The following is a 17,519-nucleotide window of genomic DNA, read 5'->3' as shown; positions in this document are numbered from 1 at the left end:
GCACCCCGCATCTACACAGGAGCCATTGGTGGATTCAAACGACGTCCAGGCAGACCTCAAGCACGTTCTCTACAGCAAGGAGCAGATCCAGCAGCGGATCACTGAGCTCGCTGCACAGATCGACAAGGACTACGAGGGCCGCGAAATCCTCATCGTGGGTGTCCTCAAGGGCGCTGTTATGGTCATGGCTGACCTCGCGCGTGCACTGCACAGCCACATCTCCATGGACTGGATGGCCGTTTCCTCCTACGGCTCCGGCACGCAGTCCTCGGGCGTTGTCCGCATCCTGAAGGACCTGGACACGGACCTGATGGGCAAGGACGTGCTGATCGTGGAAGACATCATCGACTCCGGCCTCACACTGTCCTGGCTGAAAACCAACTTGGAGTCCCGCGGCACGGCCTCGGTTGAGATCTGCACGGCGTTCCGCAAGCCCACCGCCGCCAAGGTGGAAATCGACGTCAAGTACGTTGGTTACGACATCCCCAACGAGTTCGTTGTGGGCTACGGCCTCGACTACGCCGAGAAGTACCGCAACCTCGACTTCGTGGGCACCCTCGCGCCGCACGTCTACGAGTAGGCTGCCCGCACGCACGTGCGCAAAAACGTTGGCATCAAGGACGTGGCTGTGGCCGCGGGGGTGTCCGTCACCACCGTCTCCCACGTCCTGAACGATGCGGCCTACGCCCGGGTCAGCACCGAGACGCGGAACAAAGTCCGTACCGCCGCGGCACACCTGGGTTACGGGCCGAACCGCCTGGCGCAGGCCCTCCGCAGCAGGCGCACCGGAATGCTCGGGTTGGTCAGCGAGGATATTGCCACCACGCCGCACGCCGGACGGATCATCCTGGGCGCCGATGATGCGGCCCGGGCGCGGGGCTACACACTGATGGTCATCAACACCTCCGCCACTGCGGGCCAGGAGTCCCGTGTAGCGGACGTGGAGGCCCTGCTCGAACGGCAGGTGGACGGCATCCTTTACGCCACCATGTACCACCGGATTGTGGAGGCCCCGGCAAACCTGGGCAAGGTGCCCGCCGTCCTCGTCGATGCCGTCAGCGGCGGCGAAGGCTTCCCCTCGGTAGTCCCGGATGAGTTCGGCGGCGCCCGCACCGCCGTCGAAACCCTGCTTGCCGCCGGGCACACCCGGATCGGCTTTATCAACAACACCGCTGACGCACCCTCCACCCGCGAGCGGCTCCGTGGTTTCCGCGGGACCCTCACCAGTGCCGGGCTCGACGGCGGGGCGGCGCCTGTTGAGGCAGGCTCCTCCGACGCAAAGGGAGGCTACGAGGCCGCACGCAAAATCCTCGAAGCCGGGAACCCGCCGTCGGCCCTGTTCTGCTACAACGACCGCATGGCGATGGGTGCCTACCGCGCGGCCACCGAGCTGGGCCTAACCATTCCCGCGGACCTTTCCGTTGTTGGCTTTGACGACCAGGAACTGATCGCCGCAAACCTGCACCCCGGGCTGACCAGCATTGCCCTCCCGCACTATGAAATGGGCGCCTGGGCAGCGGAACGGTTGATTGACACGGTGGAGGCGTCCGGGCACGGCGGCGCGGCGCCGGAACCGGTACTCCTTGACTGTCCGCTGGTACCCCGTGGCTCCGTGGCCGGACCCCGGATCCAGGCCCGGAACGGGCGCTGGCCCGCGCAGCGGCTGCCACTACGCCCAGAGGGAACTTTTGCTCCACACCATGCGTGATCTACTCCGGACGGTGTATAGCTAGAAGCTGACGCAGCACCATCACGCGCGCAGACTAGTCGCCGTGCAGCACTACCAGGAGGGACGGGGCCAGCCCCCGAACAATGAAAGCTAAGAACTTCTTCAAGGGCCCGGGCATCTGGATCGTTGTCGTAATCGGCATGCTCCTGGTGGCCTTTGCAACGCTGGCTCCCGGCGGTGCCGCACGGATTGACACTGACAAGGGCCTCGAACTGCTCGCCGGCACCAATGTTGAGCAGGCAAAGATCTTTGATGGTGAAAACCGCGTTGACCTGGTGCTGAAGGAAAACTACCAGCAGGACGGGCAGGACAAAGGCAAAAGCGTCCAGTTCTTCTTTGTTGACGCCCGTGCCCAGGACGTTGTCCGGGCCGTCACCGCTTCCGCTCCCAGCGGCGGCTACACCGACCAGCCGATCGAAAGCAACTGGTTCTCCGGCCTGCTCTCCCTCCTGATCCCGGTCATCCTCCTGGGTGCCCTTTTTTGGTTCCTGATGACCCGCATGCAGGGCGGTGGTTCCAAGATCATGCAGTTCGGCAAGTCCAAGGCCAAGATGGTCAGCAAGGACATGCCGCAGGTGACGTTTGCAGATGTTGCCGGCTCGGACGAGGCCGTGGAGGAATTGCAGGAGATCAAGGAATTCCTGCAGGAACCGGCCAAGTTCCAGGCTGTTGGCGCCAAGATCCCCAAGGGCGTGCTGCTGTACGGCCCTCCGGGCACCGGCAAGACCCTCCTGGCCCGCGCCGTCGCAGGCGAGGCCGGCGTTCCCTTCTTCTCCATCTCCGGCTCTGACTTCGTGGAAATGTTCGTCGGCGTGGGCGCCTCCCGTGTCCGCGACCTCTTTGAACAGGCCAAGGCCAACTCCCCGGCCATCATCTTCGTGGACGAGATCGACGCCGTCGGCCGCCATCGCGGTGCCGGCATCGGCGGCGGCAACGACGAACGCGAGCAGACCCTCAACCAGCTGCTGGTGGAAATGGACGGCTTCGACGTCAAGACCAACGTCATCCTGATCGCCGCCACCAACCGTCCGGACGTGCTGGACCCCGCACTGCTGCGTCCGGGCCGCTTCGACCGGCAGATCGGTGTTGACGCACCGGACCTGATCGGCCGCGACCAGATCCTGCAGGTTCACGCCAAGGGCAAGCCCATGGCGCCCGGAGTGGATCTCAAAGCCGTCGCCAAGAAGACACCCGGCTACACCGGCGCTGATTTGGCGAACGTCCTTAACGAAGCCGCCCTCCTTACCGCCCGCTCCAATGCGAACTTGATTGATGACCGCGCCCTGGACGAGGCAATTGACCGCGTGATGGCTGGCCCGCAGAAGCGCAGCCGCGTGATGAAGGAACACGAGCGCAAGATCACCGCGTACCACGAAGGCGGCCATGCCCTCGTTGCGGCCGCGCTCCGGAACTCAGCTCCGGTCACCAAGATCACCATCCTTCCCCGCGGCCGGGCACTCGGCTACACCATGGTGGTCCCCGAAAACGACAAGTACTCCGTGACCCGCAACGAGCTGCTGGACCAGATGGCCTACGCCATGGGCGGCCGCGTCGCAGAGGAGATCGTCTTCCACGACCCCTCCACCGGCGCATCGAATGATATCGAGAAGGCAACGGGCACGGCCCGCAAGATGGTTACCGAATACGGCATGAGCGAACGCGTTGGCGCCGTCCGGCTGGGACAGGGCGGCGGCGAGCCGTTCCTGGGCCGCGACGCCGGCCACGAACGCAACTACTCGGACCAGATCGCCTACGTGGTGGACGAGGAAGTACGCCGGTTGATCGACCAGGCACATGACGAGGCTTACGCCATCCTCACCGAAAACAGGGAAGTCCTGGACCGGCTGGCCCTCGAACTGCTGGAACGCGAAACGCTGAACCAGATCGAGATCGCCGACATATTCCGTGACATCCGCAAACGCGACTTCCGCGAGGTGTGGCTCTCCAAGGAGACACGTCCGGTCCAGACCGCCGGGCCGGTGGAATCCCGCCTGGAAAAGGCCGAACGCGAAGCCCAGGAGGAAGCCAAGCAGGCACGCCTCGACGAGCCGCTGGACGCCCAGCCGCCGCATCCGCAGGGCGTTCCGGAAGACGCTCCGTTCCAGGGAGGGATCCCCGACTCGGGGCCTGACACCCTTCGCGGCTAAGCTTCTTACGTGACCCACTTCGACGACGACGACGTTCCCGCCTCCGCCGGATACCCGGCGGAGGGCGGCGCCCACCATTCCAAACACCTGAAGGTGGACCGGCCCCGGATCGAGGCAGCCGTCCGCGAGATTCTCCTGGCCATTGGAGAGGATCCGGACCGCGGCGGCCTCGTGGACACCCCAAAGCGGGTGGCCAAGGCCTACGCAGAGGTATTTGCCGGCCTGCATCACGACCCCGCCGACGTCCTGTCCACCACCTTCGACCTGGACCATGAGGAACTGGTCCTGGTCAAGGACATTCCCTTCTACTCCACCTGCGAGCACCACCTGGTGCCATTCCACGGGGTGGCCCACGTGGGCTACATCCCCTCGCATGACGGCAAGGTCACCGGGCTGAGCAAGCTGGCCCGGCTCGTGGACATTTACGCCCGCCGTCCACAGGTGCAGGAGCGCCTTACCACGGAGATCGTCGAAGCGATGGTCACCCACCTCAAGCCCCGTGGCGCGATCGTCGTAGTTGAATGCGAACACATGTGCATGTCCATGCGCGGTATCCGCAAGCCCGGAGCGAAGACCGTCACCAGTGCGGTCCGCGGGCAGCTTCATGACCCGGCCACCCGTGCCGAAGCCATGAGCCTCATCCTCGGAAGGTAATCATCAGACCATGGATTCACTAGCTGCAGCGCCGGGAACCGGCCCCGCAACCTCTCCACTGCCTGTCCTCCGCAAGCCGCGCCCGGTGGCGCGGTTCGAAGACCTGCCCAGCGGCCGCACCCTGGTGATGGGCATCGTCAACGTCACCCCGGATTCCTTCAGCGACGGCGGCCGGCACGCGACGGCGGATACCGCCATCGCAGCCGGCCTGCGGATGTTCTATGCCGGAGCGGACATCATTGACGTGGGCGGGGAATCCACCCGTCCCGGCGCTGAGGACGTCAGCCCCGAAGAAGAGCAACAGCGCGTTATCCCCGTGATCGAGGCGCTGGTGAAGGCCGGCGCCCTGGTCAGCATCGATACCATCCACGCTTCCACTGCCGCCGCCGCCCTGGGTGCCGGCGCGGCCATCATCAATGATGTCTCCGGCCTGACCATGGAGCCGGAGATGGCCGAGCTCGTGGCATCCTCCAAAGCCCCTTACATCCTCACGCACCGTCGCGGCGACGCCCGCACCATGAACTCCCTGGCGGAGTACCAGGACGTCGCGGGCGAAGTAGTGGCAGAACTGGCCGGCGCGCGGGACAAGCTCTACGCCGCCGGCGTCAGCCAGGAACAGATCATCATTGATCCGGGTCTGGGGTTCGCCAAGAATGACGCCCAGAACTGGGAGCTCCTGCAGAACCTGGACCGGCTGGAAAGCCTGGGCCACCGGATCCTCGTGGGCGCCTCCCGCAAGCGGTTCCTCGGCACCCTCCTGACGGTGTCCGGCAAGTCCGCCGCGCCCCAGGAGCGGGACGCCGCCACCGCAGCAATCACCGCCATCAGTGCGTCCCGCGGCGCCTGGGCCGTACGGGTGCACGACGTCGGCCCCAGCCTCGACGCCGTCAAGGTCGCCGCGCGCATGGCCACCCCAAGAACAACCCAGTAGGCCCGCCATGGACAGAATTACGCTGACCGGCGTCACCGCCGTCGGCCATCACGGCGTCTTTGATTTTGAACGCCGCGAGGGCCAGCCTTTTGTGGTGGACGCGGTGCTTTATCTGGATTTCGCCAAAGCGGCGGAATCCGATGACGTCCGGGACACCGCGCACTACGGCGAGGTGGCTCAGCGTATTGCCGGCTGGATTTCGGGGGAGCCGCTGAACCTGATCGAGGCGCTGGCCGTCCGGATCGCGGACAGCCTGCTGAGTGAATTCCGGCTCCACGCCGTGGACGTCACGGTGCACAAACCCCAGGCGCCCATCGAGGTCCCCTTTGGAGACGTGGCCGTCAGTGTCCACCGTGTCCGGAACAACGGGGAGAGACCAGCCGAGGGGGAGACGCCATGAATCCCGGCTATTCGAAAGTGGTCCTGGCCCTGGGCAGCAACCTGGGTGAACGCAACGAAACCCTGACCGAGGCGGTTGCGGACCTTGTTGATCCGCCCGAAATCCGCCTCCTCGCCGTGTCGCCGATAGTGCAGACCAAGCCCGTGGGCGGGCCCCCCGGCCAGCCCGACTTCCTGAACATGGTCATCACGGTGGAAACCAACCTCACCCCGGACGAACTGCTGGAACACTGCCAGGCGGTGGAAAACAAGCACCACCGCGTGCGGGAGGTGCGCTGGGGGCCGCGCACGCTCGACGTCGACATCATCACCTACGGCGAGCTCCGCAGCGACGACCCTGCCCTCACCCTGCCGCATCCCCGTGCGGCGTCCCGTGCCTTCGTCCTCTACCCGTGGTCGCTCATCGAACCGGCGGCCACCCTGAACGGCGAACGCATCAGCACCCTGGCCGCGCGGGCGGAGGATTTTGGCGGCCTGACCCCGTTCGACGGATTCGGCAATTTTGACGGCCTGCCCACCGCAGGGGCGGTGGAGGAACGATGAAGCCCCTCAATCCGCTGCGCCTCCTGCTGATCGGATCCATCCTGGCGGTGACTGGCTGGTCTGCCACCGTGATCACCAGCCGTTACGGCATGGCCACCCCGGTCCTCCCGCTCACGGCGCTGGCCACCATGGCCGTCATTGTGGCCATCACTCTGGTCCTCGGCATCAGGGTCCTCAAATGGCGCAACAGCAACAAACCCAACAGCACGCAAAAGAAAAGGGTGCTCGATCCCCTCCTGGCAGCCCGCACACTGGTGCTGGCCCAGGCCTGCGCCTACGCCGGCACTGTCCTGCTCGGCTGGCACGTGGGGATCTTCCTGGACCAGCTGAGGATCTGGAGCCTGCGCAGCAACCAGGGCATCACCTGGCTGGCACTGGCCATGGCCGGCGGCGGACTGGTGATGATCGTGGTGGGCCTGCTGGTTGAACGCTTCTGCAGGATCCCGCCCGAGGACGGCGACACCAACGGCGCAGACGGCAAACCGGGCCGCGCGGTACGCGGAGAAGCCACAGGGGAAGGCGAATATGCATACCGAGGCGATTGACCCGCCGGGAATCGCCTGGCAGCGGGTCTCACCCAAGTACGTCACTGTCCGGCTGGTGCAGTGGGCGCTGGGAAACCTCGCCACGCTGCTTGTCCTGTCCTTGCCCCTGCTGTTGGTGCTCCTGGACGTCTGGGCCTGGCCGCCGCTGTGGCTCGCCGGCGCGGTCCCGGCCGCTGCCTTGGTGCTCGCCATCTGGCGGCTGCTGCTGATTCCGCGCCAGGTGCGGGCCATCGGGTACGCCGAGCGGGACGACGACCTGCTCATCAGGACCGGCATCTTCTTCCAGCGCACCATGGCCGTCCCGTACGGTCGGATGCAATATGTGGACATCGGGGTTGGTCCCGTGGAACGCGGGCTCGGCCTCTGCACCCTGAAGCTGCACACGGCCTCGCCCGGCACCAACGCCCAGATCCCCGGGCTGCCGGCGGCTGAGGGCGCGCGGCTGCGTGAGCAGCTCGCTGCCCGAGGCGAAGCCAGGCTGGCAGGACTGTGACGGCAGAGGGGCCGCGTCCGGAGCTTGGGGGCCCTGTCACCGCCCCGGCCTCTGAAGGCGCCGCGCCGAACCCTCCGGCCGGGACCTCAGCCGACGGCGAATGGCTGCGGGTGCACCCGGCATCGCCTTTCGTCCGGGGCTGGGTCGCCCTGGCCGCCATTGGCTTCTTCTTTGGGCGGGATTTCTTCGAGCGGGCGCTGCAGGGCAGGCCCATCCTCGAAGACCAGTTTGCGGGCCGGGCGCCCATCCTGCTCGCCGGGGGCGGCGTGCTGCTGCTCATCGCGGTGCTGAGCTTCATCCTCACCTGGTACTTCACCAAGTACCAGGTGTCGGGAGGCTACGTCCGGGTCAACACCGGTTTCATCTTCCGGCAGCAGCGGCAGGCGCGGCTGGACCGCGTCCAGGCCATCGACATCGTCCAGCCACTGCTGGCCCGGATTTTCGGCCTGGCCGAGCTCAAGTTCGAGGTGGCCGATGCCGGGGAGTCGGCCGTCCGGCTGGCCTACCTGAAGATGGACGACGCGCGGCAGCTCCGCGCCACCATCCTGGCCCGGGCGGCAGGGGTAACCCTGGACCCGTCCCGCCCTGAGGAGCCGGCACCCGAGGCGCCGGAATATCCGGTACTGTCCGTGCCGCCGTCGCGCCTTGTCGGTTCCCTGCTGCTCAGCGAGCAGAGCATTTTCGTGGTGGCCGGCGGGGTAGCTTCAGTGGTCCTTTCCGCCACCACCGGCAACGCCGCGTTCTACCTTTACCTGATACCGGCCGCCCTCGGCCTGGCAGCCAGCTACTGGGGCCTTTTCAACAAGGGGTACAACTTCACCGCCGCCATCTCGCCCGATGGCATCCGGCTGCGGTACGGACTGCTGGATACGCAGGCGCAAACACTTCCGCCCGGCCGGATCCAGGCACTGAAAGTGGCCCAGCCGCCGATGTGGCGGGCGCTGGGCTGGTACCGGATCCACGTGAATGTGGCCGGTTACGGCGCCCTGGAGGGTGCCGGCGAGGGCTCCGGCCGGACCACGCTCCTGCCGGTGGGCCGGCTCGAGGATGTGATGTCGATCCTCGCCCTGGTGCTTCCGGACCCGGGCACGCAGCAGCCCGCCGTCGTATTCGGTGCCGGGCTCCACGGGCTGGATGCCGACGGTGGATTCGTCACCACTCCGCGCAGTGCCCGCCTCCTGGCACCGCTGGGATGGCGCCGGAACGCATTCGGTGCCACGGACACCGCCCTGCTGATCCGCTCCGGCCGCTGGTGGCGCGAGCTTGTGGTGGTGCCCCACCAGCGGACCCAGTCCATGGCACTGCACCAGGGCCCGCTGGCGCGCCGGTTCCAAGTCGCAGACCTGGTGCTCCACACCACCGCCGGGCCCGTCGTGCCGCGTCTCCGGCAGGCAGGCGTGGAACAGGCGCTGGCGCTCTTTGACGAACAGTCCGCCCGGGCCCGGCGGGCGCGGAAGCGTCAGACCACCGAACAGTGGCTGGCCCAGGTGGCACCCGGCGCTCCGGAGCTGATGCCCGGGGACACCCCGGCTCACACGCAGGAAAGCCCGGCCCCAATGCAGGAAACCACGGCTCCAACCCAGGAAGGCCAGCAGCATGGCTAAACCCGGACGCCTCGGCGTCGGAATCATCGGTGCCGGAAAGGTGGGGGCGGTGCTCGGTGCGGCCCTGCGCGCGGCCGAACACGCCGTCGTCGGAGTGTCAGCTGTTTCCGAAGCAAGCCGTGAACGGGCAGAGACCCTGCTCCCCGGCGTGCCCGTTTTGGAGGTCCAGGAGATTGTGGAGCGCTCCGCGCTGGTGCTGCTGGCGGTGCCGGACGACGCCCTGCCGGGCCTGGTGGATGGCCTTGCAAAACTGGGCTCCTGGCAGCCGGGCCAACTGGTGGCGCACACGTCCGGCCGGTTTGGGGTGGGAGTGCTGCATCCGGTGCGTGCCGCGGGGGCGGTCCCGCTGGCCCTGCATCCGGCGATGACGTTCACCGGGATGAGCCTGGACCTGACCCGACTGCTGGACTGCACGTTCGGTGTCACCGCGGATGCGGCCATGCTGCCCATCGCCCAGGCACTGGTGGTGGAGATGGGTGCGGAGCCGGTGGCCATCGCCGAAGCTGACAGGACGCTCTATCATGCAGCCCTGGCTCACGGCTCCAACCACCTCGTGACCCTCGTGGCGCAGGCTTCCGAGCTGCTCCGTGAGGTTGGGGTGGAGGCGCCGGAGCGGATGCTGGGTCCCCTGCTGCGGGCAACGCTTGAGAACGCGCTGGCCTCCGGGGAATCGGCCCTGACCGGACCCGTGGCCCGCGGCGATACGGGAACCGTTAAGGCCCACGCCCAGGCACTGCGGGAATTCGACGCCGGCGGGCAGGGGGACGTCCTCGCTGCCTACCTGGCGATGGCGAGTGCCACGGCCCTGCGCGCCGAGGGCCGCGGGCTGCTGAAACCGAACCAGCTGGGGGAGCTGCGCAAGGCCCTGGACCCGGAGGAAGACTGACAATGGCCATCAAAACCGTCACTACCGTTGCCGAGCTGCAGGCAGAAAGCGCGCGGCTCCTGACGTCAAAAGGCGGCACTTCCCAGGGCCTCGTCCCCACCATGGGTGCGCTGCACCAGGGGCACGCAGCACTGGCCCGCACCGCCGTCAAGCATAATGACGTTGTGGTGGCCACGATCTTCGTCAACCCGCTGCAGTTCGGCGACGCCACGGACCTGGACCGCTACCCGCGGACCCTGGACGCGGATATTGCCCTGTTGGAAGAGCAGGGCGTGGACCTGGTCTTTGCCCCCACGGTGGACGAGGTTTACCCGGACGGAGAGCCGCTGGTGCGGGTCACATCCGGGGTCCTTGGTGAGAAGTGGGAGGGTGCTTCGCGGCCCGGCCACTTCGACGGCGCCCTCACCGTTGTGGCCAAGCTGCTGCACTATGGAATCCCGGGGGCCGGACTGCCGGCTTCCGGAAAGTCACAGGGCGGGTTGCCTGCCTACCGGGCCTACTTCGGCCAGAAGGACGCCCAGCAGCTGGCGCTTGTGCGGCGGATGGTGGCCGACCTGAACTTCCCGGTGAAAATCGAGGCGGTGCCCACCGTCCGTGCGGCGGACGGGCTGGCCCTCTCCAGCCGCAACCGCTTCCTCGACGAGGCCGAGCGGGAGGCTGCGCTGGTGCTGTCCCGCGCCCTGCGTTTGCTGGAGGAGCGTGCAATGTCCCGCCAACCGCTTGACTTGGACTCTGCACGGGCGATGGTTGAATCCCAGCCGCTGGTGGCATTGGACTACTTTGACGTGGTGGATCCGGGCACGCTGGATCCGCTGGCCGAAAACTGCCGCGAGACCCCGTTCCGCGGGGAAGCCCTGGCGATAATAGCTGCCAAGGTGGGGCCGGTGCGGTTGATCGACAACATGCCTCTAGCTTCATAGCCTGCGGGAGACCGTGGGCCCCTGGGCGTTGACTGCAGCGGACGCTCAACATGGGGTGCTGATGGAACAGGCGAAGAAAGCCATCGCGAACACCGCAGGGATGGACATGAACGAGGCTCTCCGGCTCCTGCGGGATCACGCCCGTATGCACAACGAGGGACTGCACCCTACCGCTGGCCGCATCGGTGGCTCAGCCTGATCTTTCAACCAGGCTCATCGAATCGGCCCTCCAGCCGACCTTATCCGCGGTGGGATTCTGGATCCGGCTCGCGCCTTGGGCACTGGAATCTTTAGGCTGGCAGATCCCGGTTGTACGAGAGCTGCTCCAACAACGCCTGCTCCGGCTCACCCGGATGCCTTGCTACGCAGCGGCGCAGCCTTGCCCGTGCCAGCTCTTCGCCGGGGGACTTGTCACAGAGGACCTCGTCAATGATTTCCTGTGCTTGCCACCGCAGTGACTCGAGGGCGAGCTGGCGAATTTCGGCAGGCGTATCGCTGGACATCCAGGGGTCCGGGTCCGAGGGCACACTCTGGAACATCCGCTCTGCTGACATAGGGGCCTCCTTGCACCAATCCGATGCGGCCCTTTCGGACCGCTGCGGCGTCGTAAGCACTGCTCTAGGAGAAACATTACAGGGGGAAAGACCGGTCTGTCTCTCCCGGCGGCGGTAAACTGGAGTTGCAATGAGTTCAGAAGCGGAATTTCCACCGGCCCCGGTGCGTCTTGAACCTTCAGCCCCGCCCTCCGCGGTGGCTCCTTCACCCATGGTTTCCGAAGCGCCCGCGTCGGAAACCATGGCAGCCAAATCCGTCGCCAGGATTATGGCCGTTGCCTACGAGCTCTTCTCGCGCCGCGGCGTGCGTGACGTTGGCGTCAATGAGTTGATTGAACGGTCCGGCGTGGCCAAGGCAACTTTTTACCGGCACTTCCCGTCCAAGGACTCCCTGGTCCTGGCCTTCCTGGAACAGCGGGACAAGCAGTGGACGGTTGATGCGATCGTCTCGGAGGCGCGCCGTCGGGGAGAGACGCCCACTGAACAGCTGCTGGCCATCTTCGACGTCTTCGGGGACTGGTTCCTGCGCGAGGATTTCGAAGCCTGTTCCTTCATCAATGTCCTCCTTGAGATGGGGCCGGCCCATCCTCTGGGCCAGGCGAGCATCGATTACCTGGCCAGGATCCGTGGGCACGTCCAGGCTCTGGCTGAAGAAGCAGGGCTCGAGCGGCCGGAGGAGTTTGCCCGGTCCTGGCACATCCTCATGAAGGGCTCGATCATTTCTGCCACGGAGGGCGACATGCAGGCGGCCAAGCGGGCCCAACGGATGGCCGGCTGGCTGATCGAGCACCACCGGAGCTAGTCAGCCGAACTTCCTGGCACCACATCCTGCCCGCAGGGCTCCGCATCTCAGCCGGTAAACAGGTCCACGAGAGCGACTTCCAGAAGGCTCTTTTTCCGTTGGCTTGAACCGCGGCGCTGGGGCGCCAACACCCCGCCCGGTACGGCCCAACAGTTTCGAGCGCACAACAGCAATCTCAGCCGGATAGGTACTCCACGAGGACCTCTTCAACGAGACTCCTTTCCGCCGGTAAGGACCCGGCTGGCCAGTGGGGTGGTTCCCAGTGGTGGTGTTCGGCTTTGTAGTGTCTGCCGGTGGGTGAGGTCCAGCCGGGTGGTTCGTTCCGGGTGGCTGGTGTGGGTTTCCAGCCGCTGTGGTGTTTGAGGTGGTGGTGTTTGGGGCAGAGTTGGGCCAGGTTGCTGATGCCTGTGGTCCCGCCGTGTTGCCAGGCTTTGAGGTGGTCGGTGTCGTTGTCGGGGGAGTGGTTGTTGCATCCGGGGAAGGTGCATTTGCCGTCCCGAAGGTGCAACGCCTTTTTCATGGCGGTGGTGAGGCGGTAGTTGGTTCTTCCGATTTCCAGTGGTGCGCCGTCGCGGGGGTCGACGAGTACCCGGTAGAACGAGCTTGCGCCGTCCGCGACGAGTTTGCGGGCCATGGAGGCCGGGATGGGTCCGTAGCCGTCGAGGAGGGCGGGTTCGTCGGTGCGGCCGAGGAGTGCGAAGACCGGGACGGTGACGAGCACGTCGGCCTTGGGCGCCGGGATGTTTCCCAGGGTTGCGATTCCGTCGGTTGCCGGGGTCCGTTGGCCGCCGCCCTCTCTGCACTTTCCCCTTCGGCACTGTCCCTTTCCGGATTGTTCCTTGCTGCGGTGGCGCCTGTGTCCGTGTCGCCGACGCCGTCTCCGGTCCCGGTGCCGGCGCTACCTGCGGCCGGTGCGCTAAGGAGGAGCCTGGCGGCGATGTCGGGGCGTAGTTGGGTCATGGTCCGGGGCTCGTTCGGGCTTTGGAGGCCGCGGGCGAGGGCGGTGGTGCGGTTCCAGATGGCGCAGGCGGTGTCGCCGGGCAGGTGGAGCGAGATCCAGGCCATGCCGTCGCGGTCGGGGGTGTATTCCATCCGCCGGTCGGCGGCGCTTTTGGTGTGGCGTTTTTCGAGGGTTTCGGGGTGGTGGCGTTCGCGCCAGGTGCGGACTTTGGCGCGGAACCGGGCGGGGACGAGTTCCCCGGCCGCGGCTCCGCGGGCCGGGTTGGGTGCGTCCGGGTCGAAGAAGTGCGCTACCAGGGCCTTGGCGCCGGCGGGGTCGAGGGATTCGGTTTCGTCGGCGATGATTTTGGCGTGCTGCCAGGTGATGGTCCCGGCCGACAGGGCGGCCCTGGCCAGGGGCAGTGCGCAGAGTTGGCGGGATTGGCTGATGAACGCGCTGGCGGCGCCGGAACTGATGGTGAGGACCCCGGCGATTTCCTCGACCGCTGACATCTCGGCGTAGGTGCGCTCGTGCACGGGCGCGTCCGGTGGGGTGATGGCGTGCTGGATGTCGAGGGCCTCTGCCGCGTCCCGGGCCTTGGCCGCGGCGAGTTGTGCTTCCAGCTGCTTCACTGCCGTCATCCGTTCCAGGCGGATCTCGTACTGGCGCTGCAGCACATCCACCGCGTCACCGGCACCGGAATCCAGGGCGGCCTCTTCGAGGAACAGCACATCGAGGCCCGCGACAGAAGCATGTATGCCCTCCATCGCTGCCGGTGCGCCTCCGCCGTTTCCCATACCAACATCATCCATCGAGGCACTGACAATCTGAGTGGTTCGGTTGAGCCAGGCGAAGGCGTCGCCCAGCTACACCAGAAAAAGGCCGTGCCGGCCAGGCGAGCGGGAAGGAACAGATTCTCCGCCATCGTCGGGGGCTGCGTCCTGCGCACTCCTTTGCCCGGGAACCCAAGGTTCGCAGGCGCCGTTGTAGGCTGCCCTCCCTGCCCTCCCTGCCCTCCCTGCCCTGCCTGCGCTGCCCGCCCTGTCCTGCCCGCCTTCCGCGGAGGGCACGCCAAATAATACTCAGCTTGCTTATTACTTTCCGCTTTCCTAGGCTGGAAGCTGCCAGGCAAACAACTCCAAGCGGTCCCGGCGTGCGCCACAGGCGACGCGCGGGAATCCGTTTCAAGCGAGGAGGAAGAATGTCAGAACACAGCATCGCAGGCAAGAAGGTCGCATTCCTTTTGACCGACGGCGTCGAGCAGGTCGAGCTCACCAGCCCGTGGCAGGCAGTCAAAGATGCCGGCGGCCAACCCACCCTGGTTGCCCTCAAGAGCGGCAAGTTGCAGGGATTCAAAGGGAGTGAAAAGGGCGACACGTTCGACGTCGACCTGACAGTCGCAGAAGCAAATGCCTCGGACTTTGACGCACTGGTGCTCCCCGGCGGCGTCGTGAACGCCGACCACCTCCGCGTGGATAAGGAAGCCCAGAGCTTCACCAGGAGCTTCTTCGAACAGCACAAGCCGGTGGCTTCCATCTGCCACGGACCGTGGCTGCTCATCGAAGCCGGCGTGGTTCGGGGGCGGAACCTCACGTCCTACCACACGCTCCAAACGGACCTGAAGAATGCCGGCGCCAACTGGACGGACGAGGAAGTGGTGGTGGACCAGGGCCTGGTCACCAGCCGCAACCCGGACGATCTCCCTGCCTTTAATAACAAGCTGGTGGAAGAAATTTCCGAGGGCGAGCACGCCGGCCAAACGGCCTAGACAGCTTCGAGGGGCGGCCCGGGCTGCCCCTCCTGGCACCCACTGTTCCCTCAGGGTTAAAGAAAAATCCCGCGCGGAGGAATTACTCCAAGCGGTAGAGTGTTGGAGTCTGCAGCGGCACTGACCGCGCACCACTCACTTACACAACTCCCTGAGGGAACACGCATGTCTACAGAAGTCTCTCCGAACGCCAGCGGCCAGTCCGTGCAAGCTCCCGGAACCAAGCCCGCCGCACCGGAGAAGATGTCCCGCGAGTCGGTGACCGTCATCAGCACGCTGCTGGTGGCGACGTTTGTGGTGATCCTCAACGAAACCATCATGAACGTCGCCCTGCAGCGCCTCATGGTGGAACTCCAGGTGGACGCGCCCACGGTCCAGTGGCTCTCCACCGGCTTTATGCTCACCATGGCAGTGGTCATTCCCACCACCGGCTTCATCCTGCAGAGCCTGTCCACGCGTGCCGTGTTTATGCTGGCCATGGGCCTCTTTGCCGGCGGTACAGCCCTCGCGGCAGTGGCTCCCGGGTTTGAGATCCTGTTGCTGGCCCGCATCGTCCAGGCCGCCGGCACCGCCATCATGCTGCCATTGCTGATGACCACCATCCTCACGCTGGTGCCTTTGGCCAAACGCGGTGCCGTGATGGGCAATGTCAGCATCGCCATTTCCGTAGCGCCGGCCATGGGCCCCACGGTCTCCGGACTGATCCTCGAGCACTTCACGTGGCGCTTTATGTTTGTGTTCGTCCTCCCGGTGGCCCTCGCAGCCCTCGCCATCGGCGCGAAGTACCTCACCAACATCGGCGAGGCGGAGAAGACAAAACTTGATGCGCTCTCCGTGGTCCTCACCGTCCCGGCGTTCGGCGGCCTGGTCTACGGCCTGAGCCAGATCGGCGGCGGCCACGGCGGCCAGGCCGGCCCGGGTGCCACCGCGATTACCGCGCTGGTCATCGGCGTTGCCGGTCTCACGGCCTTTGTCCTGCGCCAGTTGCGGCTGCAGAAGGCCGAGGCCCCGCTGCTGGACCTGCGCGCGTTCAACTTCCGCATGTTCACAGTCTCAGTGCTGCTGATGGTGGTGGCCATGATGGCGCTGTTCGGCGGCGTCATCCTGTTGCCCCTCTACCTGCAGGAAGTGCGCGGCCTGGGCTCCCTGGAGACCGGCCTGGCGCTCCTTCCCGGCGGCCTGGCGATGGGCCTGCTGGGCCCGGTGATCGGCCGGCTGTTCGACAAGGTAGGTCCCTTGCCTCTTACCGTCACCGGCTCCATCCTGATGGTGGCGGCGCTCTGGCAGTTTTCAATGCTGGACGCCGGCACCTCCGTGGCATGGATCGTCACCCTTCACGTGGGCTTGAGCTTCGGCCTGGCGTTGCTGTTCACTCCGGCGTTCACCACTGGCCTGAACCCGCTTCCGCCGCACCTCTACTCGCACGGGTCTGCGATCATGAGCACCACGCAGCAGGTTGCCGGCGCCGCCGGCACCGCACTCCTGGTGTCCATCTTCGCGGTTGTTTCCGCGACGTCCGGACTTGTCGCCGGGATGAGCGCCGCGTTCCTGACGGCGACAGTCATAGCCCTCGCCGCCGTCGTACTTTCAGCGATGATGCGCAAGACCGAAGGCGACGCCGCCGCCCTCGGCGGTCACTAGCCCAACTGACTGGCAGTTAACGTCGTGAAAAACCCTTTTCGCGACGTTAACTGCGGGCTACATTCTGGGTTCAGCCAGCGTAAAAGTCCGCGAGCTCCTTGATGAGCCGGTCCGGGGCTTTGATGACGCCGTCATGTCCGTACCCGGGCAGGATGGTGTAGCTGGAGCCGGAGAGGACATCGTGGATCTGGCCGCAGGCCACCCCGAAGTAGGCCGGGCTCTTTTCGCCCACCACAATCAGGGTTTCGAGCGGCAGTTCCAGGAAGGGCTCCGCCGGCATGTCCGCGGCAATGATGGCCTTGATTTCCCGGACCCCGGTCCTCATCAGTTCGCGCTGCTGCTTGCCCTCTGATGTGCCGGCTGTGAGTTTGTTGGCAAGGGTCAGCATCGAAAGCGGCATGCGGGACGAGAAGGCACCGCCTGCTTCGAGGCCACGCTGCAGGACTGCCAGGGCGCGGTCGTCATCGCCGGCAGCGGTGGCGCGCTCGTACTCGGTGGTCCAGTCGGCTTTGACGCTGTGGTTCACGGAGACGGCAGGATCGTAGACAGCGAGCCGCTCCACCGGAAGCGTGCGGGCGGCATGGAGGGCGACGGCGCCGCCGAAGCTGTGACCGAAGACGTCCGTGCTGGACGTGTGTTTCATGACGGTGTCCAGGTCGCGGATGTCCACGTCGAGGGTGTAGTCCTCCGGCTGGGGGGAAGAAGATCCGCGGCCCCGCCGGTTGAACGTGTGGACCGGGCGGCCCAGCGCGGCGCTGAGCTTTTGGGCGAACCTGGTGTAGTCCGCAGCGGTCACCAAGGAGGGCGGCACAATAACAACGCCCGAACCGGCGGGAGCGAATTCCGCACCCGTGGAAAAGAGCTCCAGAGTGCCGCCGTCGGGGGTCCTGATGTTCTCACGCGTCATGTTCCGAGCCTAGCCGAGCAACCTGAACACGGGCACCATGACGCCGCCTGCGGCCG

At 66.1% G+C, this 17,519-nt stretch carries 20 protein-coding genes; 16 read left to right on the top strand and 4 right to left on the bottom strand.

Features of this window, described 5'->3' with window-relative positions; genetic code table 11:
- The first annotated feature begins 28 nt into the window (after positions 1-28).
- The 13 genes from hpt to ACFVYC_RS06835 all read left to right on the top strand — a co-directional run bounded on the left by hpt (position 29) and on the right by ACFVYC_RS06835 (position 11,050).
- Positions 29-580, top strand: coding sequence for a hypoxanthine phosphoribosyltransferase (hpt, locus tag ACFVYC_RS06895; RefSeq protein WP_387548306.1), 552 nt, complete (start codon positions 29-31; stop codon positions 578-580).
- Positions 581-595: 15 nt separating this feature from the next.
- Positions 596-1,708 carry a LacI family DNA-binding transcriptional regulator gene (locus ACFVYC_RS06890; RefSeq protein WP_387548304.1) on the top strand — a complete coding sequence of 371 codons (1,113 nt, stop codon included), beginning with the start codon at positions 596-598 and terminating at the stop codon, positions 1,706-1,708.
- Between the two features lie 104 nt (positions 1,709-1,812).
- Positions 1,813-3,876: an ATP-dependent zinc metalloprotease FtsH gene (ftsH, locus tag ACFVYC_RS06885; RefSeq protein ID WP_387548301.1), complete on the top strand. Its 2,064-nt coding sequence runs from the start codon at positions 1,813-1,815 to the stop codon at positions 3,874-3,876.
- 9 nt (positions 3,877-3,885) lie between these two features.
- Positions 3,886-4,530, top strand: a complete 645-nt coding sequence (gene folE / locus ACFVYC_RS06880; RefSeq protein WP_387548298.1) for a GTP cyclohydrolase I FolE — start codon at positions 3,886-3,888, stop codon at positions 4,528-4,530.
- Between the two features lie 10 nt (positions 4,531-4,540).
- Positions 4,541-5,461 (top strand): dihydropteroate synthase, encoded by a 921-nt coding sequence (gene folP, locus ACFVYC_RS06875; RefSeq protein WP_387548296.1) that lies wholly within the window; start codon positions 4,541-4,543, stop codon positions 5,459-5,461.
- A gap of 7 nt (positions 5,462-5,468) precedes the next feature.
- The gene (folB, locus tag ACFVYC_RS06870; RefSeq protein WP_387548294.1) at positions 5,469-5,861 is read left to right on the top strand and encodes a dihydroneopterin aldolase; all 393 of its coding nucleotides are present in this window, start codon (positions 5,469-5,471) and stop codon (positions 5,859-5,861) included.
- On the top strand, positions 5,858-6,403 hold the full coding sequence (folK, locus tag ACFVYC_RS06865) for a 2-amino-4-hydroxy-6-hydroxymethyldihydropteridine diphosphokinase (protein WP_387548291.1): 546 nt from the start codon (positions 5,858-5,860) through the stop codon (positions 6,401-6,403). The genes folB and folK overlap by 4 nt, the downstream gene beginning before the upstream one ends.
- Positions 6,400-6,948 carry a DUF3180 domain-containing protein gene (locus ACFVYC_RS06860; protein WP_387548288.1) on the top strand — a complete coding sequence of 183 codons (549 nt, stop codon included), beginning with the start codon at positions 6,400-6,402 and terminating at the stop codon, positions 6,946-6,948. Before folK ends, ACFVYC_RS06860 begins: the two co-directional genes overlap by 4 nt.
- Positions 6,929-7,441, top strand: coding sequence for a PH domain-containing protein (locus ACFVYC_RS06855; protein ID WP_387548286.1), 513 nt, complete (start codon positions 6,929-6,931; stop codon positions 7,439-7,441). The genes ACFVYC_RS06860 and ACFVYC_RS06855 overlap by 20 nt, the downstream gene beginning before the upstream one ends.
- A complete protein-coding gene (locus ACFVYC_RS06850; RefSeq protein WP_387548285.1) occupies positions 7,438-9,045 on the top strand; it encodes a PH domain-containing protein in 1,608 nt (535 codons plus the stop codon). Before ACFVYC_RS06855 ends, ACFVYC_RS06850 begins: the two co-directional genes overlap by 4 nt.
- A complete protein-coding gene (locus ACFVYC_RS06845; protein WP_387548283.1) occupies positions 9,038-9,931 on the top strand; it encodes a Rossmann-like and DUF2520 domain-containing protein in 894 nt (297 codons plus the stop codon). The genes ACFVYC_RS06850 and ACFVYC_RS06845 overlap by 8 nt, the downstream gene beginning before the upstream one ends.
- 2 nt (positions 9,932-9,933) lie before the next feature.
- On the top strand, positions 9,934-10,851 hold the full coding sequence (gene panC / locus ACFVYC_RS06840) for a pantoate--beta-alanine ligase (RefSeq protein WP_387548281.1): 918 nt from the start codon (positions 9,934-9,936) through the stop codon (positions 10,849-10,851).
- Positions 10,852-10,912: 61 nt separating this feature from the next.
- On the top strand, positions 10,913-11,050 hold the full coding sequence (locus ACFVYC_RS06835; protein ID WP_387548278.1) for a hypothetical protein: 138 nt from the start codon (positions 10,913-10,915) through the stop codon (positions 11,048-11,050).
- Between the two features lie 91 nt (positions 11,051-11,141).
- Here ACFVYC_RS06835 and ACFVYC_RS06830 read toward each other — a convergent pair whose 3' ends face one another.
- Entirely contained in the window at positions 11,142-11,405 is a 264-nt protein-coding gene (locus ACFVYC_RS06830; RefSeq protein WP_387548275.1) for a hypothetical protein, read from the bottom strand.
- Positions 11,406-11,616: 211 nt separating this feature from the next.
- Here ACFVYC_RS06830 and ACFVYC_RS06825 point away from each other — a divergent pair, with 211 nt between their 5' ends.
- On the top strand, positions 11,617-12,207 hold the full coding sequence (locus tag ACFVYC_RS06825) for a TetR/AcrR family transcriptional regulator (protein ID WP_387548272.1): 591 nt from the start codon (positions 11,617-11,619) through the stop codon (positions 12,205-12,207).
- Positions 12,208-12,382: 175 nt separating this feature from the next.
- Here the strand turns inward: ACFVYC_RS06825 and ACFVYC_RS06820 are convergent, their stop codons facing one another.
- Both ACFVYC_RS06820 and ACFVYC_RS06815 read right to left on the bottom strand, forming a co-directional pair.
- The gene (locus ACFVYC_RS06820) at positions 12,383-12,727 is read right to left on the bottom strand and encodes an HNH endonuclease signature motif containing protein (RefSeq protein ID WP_387548270.1); all 345 of its coding nucleotides are present in this window, start codon (positions 12,725-12,727) and stop codon (positions 12,383-12,385) included.
- A complete protein-coding gene (locus ACFVYC_RS06815) occupies positions 12,724-13,944 on the bottom strand; it encodes a hypothetical protein (RefSeq protein WP_387548268.1) in 1,221 nt (406 codons plus the stop codon). The genes ACFVYC_RS06820 and ACFVYC_RS06815 overlap by 4 nt, the downstream gene beginning before the upstream one ends.
- A gap of 404 nt (positions 13,945-14,348) precedes the next feature.
- Here ACFVYC_RS06815 and ACFVYC_RS06810 point away from each other — a divergent pair, with 404 nt between their 5' ends.
- Positions 14,349-14,915 (top strand): type 1 glutamine amidotransferase domain-containing protein, encoded by a 567-nt coding sequence (locus ACFVYC_RS06810; RefSeq protein ID WP_387548265.1) that lies wholly within the window; start codon positions 14,349-14,351, stop codon positions 14,913-14,915.
- A gap of 165 nt (positions 14,916-15,080) precedes the next feature.
- On the top strand, positions 15,081-16,556 hold the full coding sequence (locus ACFVYC_RS06805; RefSeq protein ID WP_387548262.1) for a DHA2 family efflux MFS transporter permease subunit: 1,476 nt from the start codon (positions 15,081-15,083) through the stop codon (positions 16,554-16,556).
- Positions 16,557-16,626: 70 nt separating this feature from the next.
- Here ACFVYC_RS06805 and ACFVYC_RS06800 read toward each other — a convergent pair whose 3' ends face one another.
- On the bottom strand, positions 16,627-17,463 hold the full coding sequence (locus ACFVYC_RS06800) for an alpha/beta fold hydrolase (protein WP_387548259.1): 837 nt from the start codon (positions 17,461-17,463) through the stop codon (positions 16,627-16,629).
- Positions 17,464-17,519: the final 56 nt, after the last annotated feature.

Source organism: Pseudarthrobacter sp. NPDC058329 (assembly GCF_042879835.1).
GTDB lineage: Bacteria > Actinomycetota > Actinomycetes > Actinomycetales > Micrococcaceae > Arthrobacter.
The sequence above is the reverse complement of the archived record's forward strand: the minus strand, read 5'-3'. Positions and strand labels throughout refer to the sequence as shown.